Genomic DNA, 13,191 nt, shown 5'->3' with positions numbered 1-13,191 from the left:
GTCAATCGTTTTTGCAGGGGCCCCGGTTACGGTGATCCCCCGGATTTTTCACGGTTGCCGGGGTGGGCGCCCGGACGGCGGCGCCAGATAACAGGAAACCGTGCGGGTGGCCATATCGGACTGAAGGGTCAGTCCGGCCAGGGCCGTGTCGACCACGCTGACCACATGAGCCAGTCGTATGCTGTCCGGCACCAGGGCCGGAAGCCGGTTGGGCAAAGCGTATATCCACTCCAGATTGAAAATCACATCCGGGTCTTCGGGATAAATGGCCAGATAAAAAATACCGGTTTCGATGAGATCATGAAAGAAATGGGTGCCGAAGGAAAGATCCGGGATCAGGCTGCCGCTCTGGTAGCTGATCTCGGCGATGGCCGTCACCTGGTTTATTTCGGAAAAGCTGACCGGTACGCCCATGGCCGGGGAATGGGTCCCCCAGCGTCCGGGTCCCATCAGCAGGGTGGGTTGCCGGTCCCGGCCTTCAATCAGTCTGTTGAGTTTGCCGATCAGCCGCGCGACGCTGTATTTTTCCGACATGGAAAGCTCGGCGTACGGCTGGGGATCTACCAGGATAATCCGGGAGACAGGCCGCCGGATAGTGCCGCCCATGAAATTGCCGGCCACGCGGATGATGGTGTTGTCGACGTCCGCGGCCGGCGGCGCCGGATTGCCGGGATGATCGCCCAGGGTCTGGAATGGCCGGCATTGAAGCAGATTGATCTGCATGACTTCGTTCTGATCGAAGTTAACGGTAAACTCCACATCCACGGGATTGTCGTAAACCGTTTCCAGCCGGGAAAGCAGCCGTTTCATCATGTCGACAAAGGCGGTCCGGGACAGAAACGGATCAAAGGTCAGCACCAGCTGGTCTTCTTCCGGCCGTCCCAGTTCCCGCATCAGCCGGGCCGCTTCGGTGTCCCGGATGGCGATCAGGTCTATGCGTTGCGGCACTTCCCTTTTCAGCAGTTCGGCCAGGGGCATTGTTTCGATCTGGTTGGCCTCCAGATTCAACAGGTCGACAAAATGCTGGGAAAAGCGGCGGATGTCCTCCATGCCGGTCAGGGGCTTGACCAGCGGATCATCCATGGCCACGATTCGGGGATAGTCGTTTTCCACCCGGTTCACGGCCCGGGTGCCCAGACCAAACACCAGCCGCGCCATACCCGCTTCGGGATCCATTCCCTTCTTCCAGACAAAAGGATTGTGTGACAGGCCCACCCCGGCCAGTTCGGGGAAAAAATAGGATTTGTGATAGGCCCCCGACACCCGCTGCACCAGCAGCGCCATTTGCTCGTCGGCCTGGTCCAGACCCCGCTGACGACGATACGTCAGGGCGTCTTCACTCATGGTGCTGGCGAAGATGCGCAGCACGGCCCGTTCAAACTCTTCATACCGTCTTTCCGGCGATCCCTGGTTGACGCAGAAAAAACTGTCGTACTTGCCGGCAAAGGCGCTGCCGAAAGCGTCCTCCAGAAGGCTGCTGGAGCGCACAATAATGGGAGACTGACCGAAATATTCCAGCATCAGGGTCAACCGTTCCACGACTTCCTCGGGAAACGTCCCTGCTGGAATCTTTTCCTTCAACTCCCGGCCCCTGACAAAATATCCCTCCCGGGTCTTGTGGGCCATGAAGGTCTGCCACCAGCCGTTCTGAACGATAAAGGAGTAAAATACATCCGAACCGATATAAAAGGAATCATGCTGTTCCAAAGTGTGCTGCCAATCGAAAGCGTCGTCCCGGGACAGGATCCTGCGGGCCAGCAGCATGCCCACCGACTTGCCGCCGATAAAACCGGTGCCGATGAGGCGCTCCTTGATCTGCAGCAGATCCTCCAGGGAAAAATATTGCCGGATCATGGCCAGCAGCCGCTTGTTTCGGGTCATCATCAGGCGGCTCAATTGCTGCACCATATCCTGTCGCTCTTCGGATCCGGCTTCGGACGTCAGCAGGGCACGGGCCTCCATGAAGAGACGGTCCCAGTAATCCAGGTGGCGGTGGGCGCCGGTCATGCTGGACTGGGACAGATGAGAAAAAAGCTGGGTGGCTTCGACGCTGTTGATGACCGGCACCAGCGTCTCTTTTTCCTTGATGTGGGGGAAAAACATGGTCGGCGAATAGCGATGCTGCACTTTGATGGGATGGACGCAGATGCGGCCCTTGTAATTATAAATGTCGATCAGTACCTGGGTGGTTTCCCGGATACGGGCGATGGCCTTGTAGGAGTGGCTGTTACGCAGCAGGGCGAAATAGGCGATGGTGTTGAGTTGAAACAGGTACGGGCAGGTAATGAAAAAGAAGTCGCTGATCATCCGGTCCGTGGCCCACATGTGCAGCAGATCGGACAGGGAGTCGAAGACATAACAGACATCCCGGCCTTCCCGGGTGATGATGGTATGCACCTGGGCGGAAAAAGATTCAAAACTGTTTTCCGTCTGCAGACGGTAAATCGTCAGGCCGGATCGGTCTTCCAGCAGCGCCGTGTGCCGGCCGAACCGCAGATAGACAAGCCGATCCCCGCGGGCCAGGGCTTCGTTGACAAAGGGGGTGACCACCCGCTGATAGTCGTCCAGGCTGTCCACCTGCCAGACCACGTTATCGCCCGTCCGCAGATGGTCGATAATGGCGTCCAGGCTCTCCCAGCCGGTGCTGACGCGGGTATAATGGATCATGCCGTCGGCTCCATACCCATTCGCCCGGTCATGGCCCCGGCCAGGCGAAGGTCAGCGGGAGTGGTGATTTTGATATTGGCGGCCGATCCTGAAACGACCCGCACGATTCGGCCCAGTCGTTCCAGCAGGGCGGCGTCATCGGTTACCCGCCAGCCTCCGGCCGCCGCCTGCTGATGGGCCTCAAGCAGCACGCCATAACGAAAGGCCTGGGGGGTCTGGGCCAGCCACACGGCGGCGCGGTCGATGGTGCCGGTAATCCGGCCGTCTTTGTCCACCGCCTTAAGGGTGTCGCTGGCCGGGACGGCGGCGATACAACCGTCCGCATCCCGGATACCGTCGAGGCAGGATTGAATCAGCCGGCAGGTGACAAAAGGGCGAACCCCGTCGTGGATCACCACCACTCGCTCCCGGTCCGGACTCATGGCCCGCAAACCGTTAAAAACCGAGTCCTGACGCCGATCGCCTCCGGCCACCAGCGTAACGTCCCTGGCCACCTGCGGCAGAATAGTCTCCCGGCAGTAAACGAAATCCTTTTGAGGCACAACCAGGAAAATATCGTCGATGATGGCGCACGCGGCAAACACTTCCAAGGTGCGGCACAGCACCGGCCGGCCGGACAGGGGGAGATATTGTTTGGCCAGCGCACCGGGCAGGCGTTCGCCTTTTCCGGCGGCGACAATCAGGGCCGATACCATTCGGTCTCCTTACGCGCGCGCGACTATTTGAGATAATCCAGCTCCCGGGGCAAAGGGATGCCCTTGCCCATGGAATCCTCGCCGTAGTTGACGTCGGCCAGAATCTGAATGTCTTTTAAGGCCCGGACATCCCCTTCAAAAACGACGGCTTTGGCTTTCTCCCGGCTGATCTTCCCGCCGGCCCACTGGATGTCCAGCACGCTGCTGGCGTCAAAAGTGTCGTTGCCGACCTTCAGGTTGACCTCGCCGCCGTAATACTGGACAATTTTTGCCACCAGCAGGCTGGGGCGGCTGTGAAAGCCCAGCTCTACCGGAATCCCCACCTCGATATGGCCCCGCTCAATGTTCTCATTGAGGATTTTCAATGCCAGGCGTTTGCCGTCGGACAGAAACTGGTAGGAATAAAAAAGGCCATAATTAACGATTTTATCCAGCAGCGCCTCGGCGTCGATCAGCGAAAACAGGGCATTTTGAACATTTTTATAAACGCTTTTCTCTCCTTCCCGGGGAACAAAAAAATGACGCTCATAAAAATGAAGCAGCTTGCCGATAAAATCGAAGAGATGATAGACGACCGAAAAGTAACTGCGCAGTTCCTTCAGCTTGCGATCGCCGTAGCGCAGACCGCCGTAGATGATATAGGTGTCAAAGGAAGACTGCAGGTTGTGGACCAGCATTTCAAACCGCCGGATCAGCACCTCGTTGACCTTCTCCGGAACCAGTGTCCGGATCTCATCCGGGTCGCACTTCTCGTAGATGCCGTACTCTTCAAACTGTTTGGCGATGTTGAGAAAATCGCTGGTCACCTTGACGATATTCTTCTTCTGCTGTTCCTGCCGGGGCCGTTCATCGTCGATATCGAATTCAAGCATTTCACAGGTGACCGCGCTGGGAAAATCCTCGCTGGAGAATTCCTTTTCCGGCAGGGGCAGGTTCAATCGCGCCGCTTCGGCCAGAATAGCCGGGGCCAGGGAGATCAGGGTGCGGCTCAGGAAATGACGGGTATCCTCACCCTCTTTTTCGAAAACGGCTTTGTGGTTAAGATCATAAAAGATAAGGCGGTTTGAAATATGCTCCTGGATATAGCCGGCCATGCTCAAGTGCCGCACGGCCGCGGACAGCTCCCGGAACAGATACCAGTTGCGGTTGTTTTTGGCGCCGTGAAAATCAAGAAAATCTTCGACCAGGTGAGACGATGCCATCAGCTTGGAATACAGTTTCTTGGTGAAGAGCGACTCCGGCGACTCACATCTGGCCAGAAATTGGCAGCACTGAAGGTAGTCATCCGAGTATTGCCGCAGCTTTTGGGAAAAACCGATTTCGCAATAGGTTGCGCTCACTGTTCTCTACCTTTATTTTTCCTGGAAAATAAGGCCGGAGCGGCCCGTAAGCCGAATTCTGTTCCCCGACCGGGTTTCCCCGGGCGGGGCGGCGGTCATTCATCTGGGGACACCGGTCACCCGGCGCCTCATGCGACCTACCCGGAAGCTTGGACGGGCCGCCCTCAAACGCTTCCCTATTTGGCCTTGCACCGGATGGGGTTTACCAAGCATCCCCGGTCACCCGGAGATCTGGTGCGCTCTTACCGCACCTTTTCACCCTTACCCGGCATCCGCGACCATGAAGGCCGCGATCGCCGGGCGGTATATTTTCTGTGGCACTTTCCTTCACGTCGCCGTGACTTCACGTTATGAAGCATCCTGCCCTGCGGTGTTCGGACTTTCCTCCACAACCGTTTTTAGTTGCAGCGACCGCCTGGGCCGCTCCGACCGTATTTACTCTTCTTTCCTGTTGTTGACGTAAATGATCCTGTTACAAAACGGACAAAATCTCAATATATTTGTGGTATGCAGTTCATTATACATCTGGGCGGGAATATTCATGAAACACCCCTGACAGACATACTCCCTGACCACGGCCACCGCCTTGCCGCCGGGAATCCGGCCGCGCACCTCCAGGTAATGGTTAAGCAGGGGCCGGGGAGCGCTTTCGGCTATCCGGCGCCATTCATCGGCCAGAGCGGCCAGCCGATTTTCCTCTTCCTGCTGCTGTGATTCCAGATCCCGCCGCTCTTCCGCAAACCGTGATTTTTCAGCCTCCCAGTCCTTGCGGTCCCGGGCCAGGGTTTTTTCCTCTTCCTCCAGATCAAACAGAATCTTCAGCATGCCGTCTTCCAGTTTGGCAATCTGGCGTTTGAGATCCTCAATTTCCGTCAACACCGCCTGATATTCCTTGTTGCTTTTGATCGACATCAGTTTCTGGTCGCTTTTGCGGATGCTCTCCTGCCGGGTCTTGACTTCGGCCTCGCTGTCCCGGTATCGCTTTTTCTGTTCGTTCCATGATAGTTCGCGATCTTTTATCCGCTTTTCCTCTTCCGCCATCTGCTGGTCCAGCAGCGCGATCTGCTCCGGTAGCCTGTTTAACACCGCCTGGACTTTCGTCTTGTCATCTTCATTGGCCTGCAAACGGATCAGCACGTCCATCTCTTCCCTGGTAACTTCCCGCATAAACCTGGTCTCCCGTCCATATTAATTATACCCGTAAAAACGGGCTCTTTTCCTGCTCAACCCCCTGAATAGCTGGCGTCAGACCTGCCTCGGCCGCCAGTTCCCGAAGTCGGCGGACCAGCAGGCCCACCACCAGCCGTTCAGTTTCAAAATGTCCGGCGTCCACCAGGCCCCGGCCCGCCTCCCGTGCCGCCAGCCCGTTATGATGTTTAAACTCTCCGCTCACAAAGGCATCGGCCCCGGAAGCGAAAAAATCACCCATGAGGCTTGACCCGCTGCCGGAACAGACCGCCACACTGGCGACGGTCAGATCAGGATCACCCGCCATCCTCACATGATCGGCGCCAAACCGCTCTTTGACAAAATCGGCAAAGGCGGCCAGCGGCATGGGGGTTTTCATCCGGCCGACCCGACCCATTCCCCGGGCCTTTCCCACTGATCCGGCCAGGGGGAAGACATCATAGGCCATGGTCTCGTAAGGATGAACGGATCGAATCCGTTCGATGACGCCTTGCAGATCGTCCGCGGCCACGATGGTTTCAATCCTGACCTCATCGGCCGTGGCCACTTCGCCGGCGGTTCCGATAAAAGGAGAGGCGCCGGCGGAGGGCTTGAACCGGCCCGTGCCCCGAACCGTGAAGGAGCAACAGGAGTACGCTCCATAAACGCCGGCCGGGGTGTCCTCAAGCGCCCGCAGAACGACAGTCTCATGGGTTTCCGGAACAAACACCGCCAGTTTCCGGTAGTCCGGTTGACGAGGCGAGGCCAGCACCCGGGTTTCGGTCAACTCCAGCCTTTCGGCGCAGACGTCGTTCAGGCCGCCGTCGGCGCTGTCCAGGCTGGTATGGGCGCTGAATATGGACAACCGGTGTTCAGCGGCCAAGCGGATGGCGCGGCCGGGCATGCTCTCAAAGTCAATATTTTTGATTCCCGACAGCAGCAGTGGATGATGGGTAATCAGCAGGTTGACCCCGGCGGCGCAGGCGGCGGCAATAACCTCGTAGGAGGGGTCCAGGGAAACCCAGACAAGATCAGCGCTCCAGCCGTAACTGCCCGCCTGAAGGCCGCAGTTATCCCATGACTCCGCCAGTTCCGGCGGAGCCAGCCGGTTCATGAGCCCGGCCATGTCAGCGACGGTCACAGTCATGGCAAATCTCTCCACAAATAAAAAGGGCATGATGTCAAAGACACCACGCCCCTGGGAAACGATATTCCACCCGTTGACCGGGCGGGTTTTTTACTCCTTCGACTCATAACGGTCTTGCCTGTTCCTGATCGCCATATCCGGCTCTCTGCCCTTAAAAAGTGGGCCCACCTGGGTTCGAACCAGGGACCGACCGGTTATGAGCCGGTGGCTCTTCCAGCTGAGCTATGGGCCCGAAGGCTGCGATTTTCCGATCAATTCACAAATCAGGATTGTGGTTGATCGGGCCATATTTGTCAATAATATGTTGCCGAAAAAATCATGGAATTTACGGGTTAGCCCTCTTCCATAAAATGCTTCAGCTTTTTGCTGCGGGTGGGATGCCGCAATTTTCTCAAGGCTTTCGCCTCTATCTGCCGGATCCTTTCGCGGGTTACCGCGAAATCCTTGCCGACCTCCTCCAGGGTGTGGTCCGCCTTTTCGCCAATACCAAAGCGCATCCGCAGCACCTTTTCTTCCCGCGGCGTCAATGTCGCCAGGACTTTACGGGTCTGCTGGGACAGGTTCAGGTTGACGGCCGCTTCCGACGGAATCATGAATTTCTTGTCTTCGATGAAGTCGCCCAGGTGGCTATCCTCCTCCTCGCCGATGGGCGTCTCCAGAGAAATCGGCTCCCGGGCAATCTTCAACACCCGCCGGACCTTTTCCAGAGAGACCTCCATCTTTTCCGCGATCTCCTCGGGTGACGGCTCATACCCCCGCTCCTGCACCAGATAGCGGGAAGTCCGGATCAACTTATTGATCGTTTCGATCATGTGCACCGGTATCCGGATGGTCCGGGCCTGGTCCGCAATGGCCCGGGTTATCGCCTGTCGGATCCACCAGGTGGCATAGGTACTGAATTTATATCCCCGCCGGTATTCAAACTTATCCACCGCCTTCATCAGGCCGATATTCCCCTCCTGGATCAGGTCCAGGAACTGCAGTCCACGGTTGGTATACTTCTTGGCGATGCTGACCACCAGGCGCAGGTTGGCCTGGACCAGTTCCCCTTTGGCGTCCTTGGCGCGGGAATACCCTTCCGCCACTTTGACCATCACCCGCTTTAACGAACGACTGTCGGCCATCAGGGCTCTTTCGCGAATATCGATCTGCTCGTCAAGCTCCTTAAGCCGGTTGTAAACCTCTCCCATATCCTTTCTGGTCAGTTTGGAACGGACTCCGACCCAATTGACAAAACCGCTCCGGCTCTTCAGGTTGGATCGTACGGTGACGGCCGCGGCATTCATCCCGGCCTCTCCGGCACAGGATTCAATTGCTTTGTTCTGCTGGTCAAACCAGTCCAGTTCAGCCATGATTCGCTTTTCGATATTTACCATCACCTCATTTTCAATCCGCCAACCCATGAGAAGCTCAAATATTCTGGCGCTCCGGCGCGCCACGTTTTCCCGGACCCGCTTTCGCTCCGCCTCCGATAAATTCGGCGCCAGCAGTTCCTCTCGCTGGGTGTAATTCTCCGCATCCAACTGTTTGATCACACGGATAGCCTCAAGAAATCCCTCGACACGCCGCTCCTCGTCTTCGCTGACGTCTCCTTCATCCACGTCTTTTAAAACAAACTTCGGCCGTAAATTGCCGGACTCGATGTTATCACCCAGGGCAATGATGCTTTCGACCCCAATGGCGGTCTCCAGCATGCCTTTTAACGCTTCCTGCTCGCCGGCTTCGATTTTTTTGGCGATTTCCACCTCGCCTTCCCGGCTTAAAAGCGTCACCATCCCCATTTCCCGGAGATACATTTTCACCGTATCGCCGACCCCTCCATAGGCCGCGACCGCCCGCTTCTCGGCGCCGCTTTTCAGAGACGCCTTCTTATGATTTTCCTGATCAACGTCTTTAACGACAAGGATCTCTTCCTCTTCCAGGCAAGCCATTCCTTCTTCGATTTGATCCTCAGCGATCTCCTTGTCCGCCATCTCCCTCTCAACCTCCTCGTAAGTCAATACTCCCTGCTTTTTCCCTTTGGCAATAATCCTGCTCAACTTCTGTTTTACCGACGGTTTTTCCACCACAACGTCTTCGCTGGAGAGCTTCGGGCTGCCCGCCTTGGTCGCGACCATCTTTTTCTTAACCGGAGCCTTCACAGCAATGGGTTTTCGGGCGTCAGTCTTTTGTGGCACGGGTTTCCGAGCTGGCGCAGGCGTTCGTGTCGACGCGGACCTCCGAACTGGCTCAAGCTTCCGGGCTGGCGCAGATTTCTGTACCGACGCGGATTTACGCGCGGCTGGTTTCGGCGGTGCGGTTTTTCTGGCTGGCGCCGTTCTCCTGTCGGGTGCGGCTTTTCGCCCCGAAACGGATTTTTTCAGGGTTTTATCCTTTGCGGCCGGTCTCTGCTTTTTCGATGAAGATGCCACCTTTTTCCCAGAAGATATTCGCGCCATAAAGCTTCTCCCCTCATTCAATAATTTGGATCCTGTCCTTTATCAGTTGCAGCTGTTTGCGTTTTACCTGCAACAATTTCTCCAGTAGCTGATCATCCTGATTATCGGCGACGGATTTAATGCGCGCGTTCAGTCCCCCATCCTGGCGGCGACATATCGACATGAACTGCTGCAGCAATTTACGACAGTCATCCTCTTTCCACTCGCCGAACCCCAATTCATCCCCCACCAGCAGGGAAGTCACCTCCCGCCGCTGTTCCTCGTTTTCGACCAGGGCCGTAATGTCGACCCCGCCCTGTTCAATATCGTGACGCTGACGCAGGATGATTTTGCCCAGCGCCGCCAGCGTAACATTTTCGAAAAAATTCAATATATCCATCTGTTCGATTTCCGGCAGCAGAAAAGGCGCATGCAACATCATCCCCACCACCTGCCGTTCCAGTCGATATCTTCTTGAGCCGAAATCCTGACGGGTATTCGGTGGCGGCGGTCCGTCATCGCCGACCGGCTGCCCGGCATCACCACCGGCGGGAGCGGCCTTTAACGCGACCGCGGCTTTGTTGATTCTGTCCAGCAGCGCCCGTTCCTCAATGCCGATTCGCTCCGCCAGCTCCTTGACATAGAGGGACCTGGCCAGATCATCATCGATACCGGCCAGGACCGGTTCCATTTCCGATATAACCCGGAGCTTGCCATCCACGGACAGCCCGTGTTTCCGAACGGCCTCGTTGATTACGTACAACATGGCCTCCTGTGCATCGGCGGCAAGACGCAGAAAAGAGTCGGCGCCGTGTTTCATCAGATAGGAATCCGGGTCGTGTCCTTCCGGAAGGGAAAGGATAAACGGCTTGATCGATTTTTCCTCGGTAAACAGATCAATGCCCCGCCGTGCAGCCTTGATGCCGGCCTCATCCGAGTCAAAAACCATGACGGCTTTGGTCACGTACCCTTTCAAAAGACGCACATGTTCAACCGTCATCGCGGTTCCCAGCGTGGCCACGACATTTTCAATCCCGTGCCGGTAGACCGCCAGAAAATCCATGTATCCTTCGGTGATATAGACGACGCCCGTCTCCCGGCACTTTCGCCTGGCCGACTCCAGGCCATACAACACACGCCGTTTGTTGTAAAGGGCCGTTTCAGGAGAATTCAGGTATTTGGGCAGAGAATCATCCATGACCCGGCCGCCGAAGGCGATAATTCTACCGGCCACATCGGTAATCGGGAACATGATCCGGTCACGAAAACGGTCGTAGTATCCGCCCGACTGTTTTTTAACGACCAGTCCGGCCTGCTCCGCGACCCGAGGGGATATGTGCTTTCTCTCCAGATGATTCATCAGGTTGTCCCATCCGGCCGGCGCATACCCCAGCCTGAACATCTCCACTGCTTCCCGGGTCAGGCCGCGTTTGGCCAAATACGCCCGGGCGGATTTGCCCTTCTCTTCCCCGGCCAGGCATGCCTGAAAAAACTCAGCCGCCAGGGCGTTAACGGACAGCATTCGCTGCCTTTCCGAGTCGGCCCTCTCCTGCTGAGGCGACATCTCTTCCCGGGGAAGGGCGATTCCGTAACGTCGGGCAAGCATCCGGACGGCTTCGGGAAACGAGACGCCCTGATGCTTCATCAGAAAGGTAAAAACGTTTCCGCCTTCATGACATCCGAAACAGTGAAACATCTGCTTGTCGGGGCTGACCGTGAAAGAGGGGGTTTTTTCCTGATGAAACGGACAGAGGCCCAGGTAGTTTTTACCGGCTTTCTTCAGGATGACCGCTTCGGACACGACATCGACAATATCCGCGGTATTGCGGATTTCCGCGATTTTGTCTTCAGGGATATAACCGGACAACGCCTTCTCCCTTGCCGTTACGGCCTCTTTTTCGCGGCAACGGCAATGGCCCCGGGAAGACTCACATCACCCTCATACAAGGCCCTGCCGATGATCACGCCCATGACGCCGGGATGAGGAATATCCGCCAGCGCCTTGATATCGTCAAGGGCGGAAACGCCCCCCGATGCGACCACGGGCACAGCCACCGCCCGGGCAAAACTGCTGATGGCCGGAATATTTGGGCCCGTCCTCATACCGTCCCGGGCGATGTCCGTGAAATTGATGGCCGACAGCCCTGCGCCTTCAAACTGCCTGGCCAGGTCTATGGCGGACACACCGGTTGTTTCCGTCCAGCCTTCGATGGCCACCAGGCCGTTCCTGGCGTCAATCCCCAGCACGATCCGTTCCGGAAACTCCCGGCAGGCGGCCCGCACCATCTCCGGATGATTGACGGCGCCGGAGCCGATGACGACTTTAGCCGCCCCCGAATCCAGATACATTCTGACGGTGTCAAGGTCGCGAATACCGCCGCCCACCTGAATCGGAACCGCCACGCTGGTGACGATTCTTTCAATGGCGGCGACATTCCGGGGCCCTTTTTTTACCGCCCCGTCCAGATCCACCACGTGGATCAACTCAGCGCCCTGGTCCGCCCATTTCCGGGCCATTTCCGAGGGATCGTCGGAAAATACGGTCTCGGCGTCCATCCGGCCCTGCAGCAACCGAACGCACCTGCCGTCTTTTATATCAACTGCCGGTATGACAATCATGAAGCGCGAAAACGCCTTTCTCAAATACAGCCTTTGGTGGACAGCGGCCCTGAAATTCTATCATCCCGTCCGGCCGCGGCATCCAGCGCTCTGGCCACGGCTTTGAATATGGATTCAATGACATGATGCTCGTTATCGCCATACAGCACATTGATGTGAAGCGTCATGCCGCCATTGGTGGCCAGGGCCCGGAAAAACTCCTTGGTCAGAGAAAGGCCAAAACCGGTCTCCGCAAAGGCCGGCGAAGGGGCGTTAAATACCAGATAGGGGCGATTGGAAAGGTCAACGGCGACCGACGAAAGGCTCTCGTCCATGGGCGTAACCGCATAACCGTAACGCCGGATACCGCTCCTGTCGCCCAGCGCTTTCTTCACGGCTTCACCCAGAACCAGTCCGACATCCTCCACGGTATGATGAAAATCGACCTCGATATCGCCCCTGGCTTTTATGACCAAATCGAAAAACCCGTGAGCCGCGAACAGCGTCAGCATATGATCGAAAAAAGGAATTCCGGTGGAAATGTCCCGTTGACCGGTGCCGTCCAGAACAATCCTGATATCCACCTGCGTTTCTTGCGTATTTCGTGACGCGGCGCCAGATCGTTCCATGGTCATCACCCCGGAATAAATTTGGTGGAGATGAGGGGGATCGAACCCCTGACCTCGGCGTTGCGAACGCCGCGCTCTCCCAGCTGAGCTACATCCCCAGTGTAAAATTTTGCTTTTGTACCAGCATCCTCTCCGGATGTCAAGTGTCAAATATATTCAAATTAAAAATTTTTTTTAATAAATACAAACGATTGCAAAACAAAATCCGGCCAGGTTTACCGGTGATCACAAAACAGCACCAAATCAAAAAGTTAAAAGGGAAAACCCTCCCCGGAATACAGGCCAAGATTTTTAAAAAAAATATATAATTTTCTTTATATTGTATATCAATAAGTTTCAGCCACAATATGTAGTTGCCCCTTCGAGTAAACCTTTTTATGTAAAACAGCGCCAGAGGCGACGGTTCGGGTAAAATTGCGCCCAATGGATTTCTTCCCGGTTGGATCTCAAAAAAGTTACGGGAAGGGCTGGAAAGGGCATTTGAGACTTGAATACTGAAAAAAAATTGATAATATTCTTCTTTTTAGGAGG

Annotated in this window: 10 protein-coding genes, 2 tRNA genes and 1 other RNA gene; 1 reads left to right on the top strand and 12 read right to left on the bottom strand. The window is 56.3% G+C overall.

Translation table 11 applies throughout. The features are described from left to right. Positions 1–48: 48 nt before the first annotated feature. The 8 genes from AB1724_04715 to rpoD all read right to left on the bottom strand — a co-directional run bounded on the left by AB1724_04715 (position 49) and on the right by rpoD (position 9,133). Positions 49–2,667, bottom strand: coding sequence for a PEP/pyruvate-binding domain-containing protein (locus tag AB1724_04715; GenBank protein MEW6077088.1), 2,619 nt, complete (start codon positions 2,665–2,667; stop codon positions 49–51). Beyond that, positions 2,664–3,362, bottom strand: a complete 699-nt coding sequence (gene ispD, locus AB1724_04710) for a 2-C-methyl-D-erythritol 4-phosphate cytidylyltransferase (protein ID MEW6077087.1) — start codon at positions 3,360–3,362, stop codon at positions 2,664–2,666. The genes AB1724_04715 and ispD overlap by 4 nt, the downstream gene beginning before the upstream one ends. 23 nt (positions 3,363–3,385) lie before the next feature. Beyond that, complete coding sequence (locus tag AB1724_04705) at positions 3,386–4,702, bottom strand: HPr family phosphocarrier protein (GenBank protein MEW6077086.1); 1,317 nt, start codon at positions 4,700–4,702, stop codon at positions 3,386–3,388. A gap of 31 nt (positions 4,703–4,733) precedes the next feature. Next, positions 4,734–5,130, bottom strand: an RNA gene (gene rnpB, locus AB1724_04700) — RNase P RNA component class A. Between the two features lie 7 nt (positions 5,131–5,137). Beyond that, a complete protein-coding gene (locus tag AB1724_04695; GenBank protein MEW6077085.1) occupies positions 5,138–5,869 on the bottom strand; it encodes a C4-type zinc ribbon domain-containing protein in 732 nt (243 codons plus the stop codon). Positions 5,870–5,894: 25 nt separating this feature from the next. Then, complete coding sequence (locus tag AB1724_04690; GenBank protein ID MEW6077084.1) at positions 5,895–7,016, bottom strand: Nif3-like dinuclear metal center hexameric protein; 1,122 nt, start codon at positions 7,014–7,016, stop codon at positions 5,895–5,897. A 159-nt stretch (positions 7,017–7,175) separates the two neighbouring features. After that, positions 7,176–7,248 (bottom strand) — tRNA-Ile (locus AB1724_04685). Positions 7,249–7,348: 100 nt separating this feature from the next. Next, positions 7,349–9,133 carry an RNA polymerase sigma factor RpoD gene (gene rpoD / locus AB1724_04680; protein ID MEW6077083.1) on the bottom strand — a complete coding sequence of 595 codons (1,785 nt, stop codon included), beginning with the start codon at positions 9,131–9,133 and terminating at the stop codon, positions 7,349–7,351. Between rpoD and AB1724_04675 the strand changes: the two genes are divergently transcribed. Then, entirely contained in the window at positions 9,120–9,542 is a 423-nt protein-coding gene (locus AB1724_04675; GenBank protein MEW6077082.1) for a hypothetical protein, read from the top strand. The genes rpoD and AB1724_04675 overlap by 14 nt on opposite strands. On the opposite strand, the gene dnaG is transcribed toward AB1724_04675, so the two are convergent. From dnaG to AB1724_04655, 4 genes are all read right to left on the bottom strand, one after another. Continuing rightward, the gene (gene dnaG / locus AB1724_04670) at positions 9,468–11,300 is read right to left on the bottom strand and encodes a DNA primase (protein MEW6077081.1); all 1,833 of its coding nucleotides are present in this window, start codon (positions 11,298–11,300) and stop codon (positions 9,468–9,470) included. The two genes, AB1724_04675 and dnaG, sit on opposite strands and share 75 nt — an antisense overlap. Positions 11,301–11,317: 17 nt before the next feature. Next, positions 11,318–12,052: a 1-(5-phosphoribosyl)-5-[(5-phosphoribosylamino)methylideneamino]imidazole-4-carboxamide isomerase gene (gene hisA, locus AB1724_04665; protein MEW6077080.1), complete on the bottom strand. Its 735-nt coding sequence runs from the start codon at positions 12,050–12,052 to the stop codon at positions 11,318–11,320. 20 nt (positions 12,053–12,072) lie between these two features. Continuing rightward, the gene (gene hisB / locus AB1724_04660; GenBank protein MEW6077079.1) at positions 12,073–12,660 is read right to left on the bottom strand and encodes an imidazoleglycerol-phosphate dehydratase HisB; all 588 of its coding nucleotides are present in this window, start codon (positions 12,658–12,660) and stop codon (positions 12,073–12,075) included. Positions 12,661–12,682: 22 nt separating this feature from the next. Beyond that, positions 12,683–12,758, bottom strand: a tRNA-Ala gene (locus AB1724_04655). Between the last annotated feature and the right edge of the window lie 433 nt (positions 12,759–13,191).

The sequence above is a fragment of the Thermodesulfobacteriota bacterium genome (genome assembly GCA_040753795.1).
Lineage (GTDB): Bacteria > Desulfobacterota > Desulfobacteria > Desulfobacterales > Desulfosudaceae > JBFMDX01.
The sequence above is the reverse complement of the archived record's forward strand: the minus strand, read 5'-3'. Positions and strand labels throughout refer to the sequence as shown.

Bases quoted from the DNA above. Each gene is read 5' to 3' on its own strand.
- AB1724_04715 (MEW6077088.1), bottom strand. From the start codon at position 2,667: ATGATCCATTATACCCGCGTCAGCACCGGCTGGGAGAGCCTGGACGCC.
- ispD (MEW6077087.1), bottom strand. From the start codon at position 3,362: ATGGTATCGGCCCTGATTGTCGCCGCCGGAAAAGGCGAACGCCTGCCC.
- AB1724_04695 (MEW6077085.1), bottom strand. From the start codon at position 5,869: ATGCGGGAAGTTACCAGGGAAGAGATGGACGTGCTGATCCGTTTGCAG.
- AB1724_04690 (MEW6077084.1), bottom strand. From the start codon at position 7,016: ATGACTGTGACCGTCGCTGACATGGCCGGGCTCATGAACCGGCTGGCT.
- rpoD (MEW6077083.1), bottom strand. From the start codon at position 9,133: ATGGTCGCGACCAAGGCGGGCAGCCCGAAGCTCTCCAGCGAAGACGTT.
- hisA (MEW6077080.1), bottom strand. From the start codon at position 12,052: ATGATTGTCATACCGGCAGTTGATATAAAAGACGGCAGGTGCGTTCGG.
- hisB (MEW6077079.1), bottom strand. From the start codon at position 12,660: ATGGAACGATCTGGCGCCGCGTCACGAAATACGCAAGAAACGCAGGTG.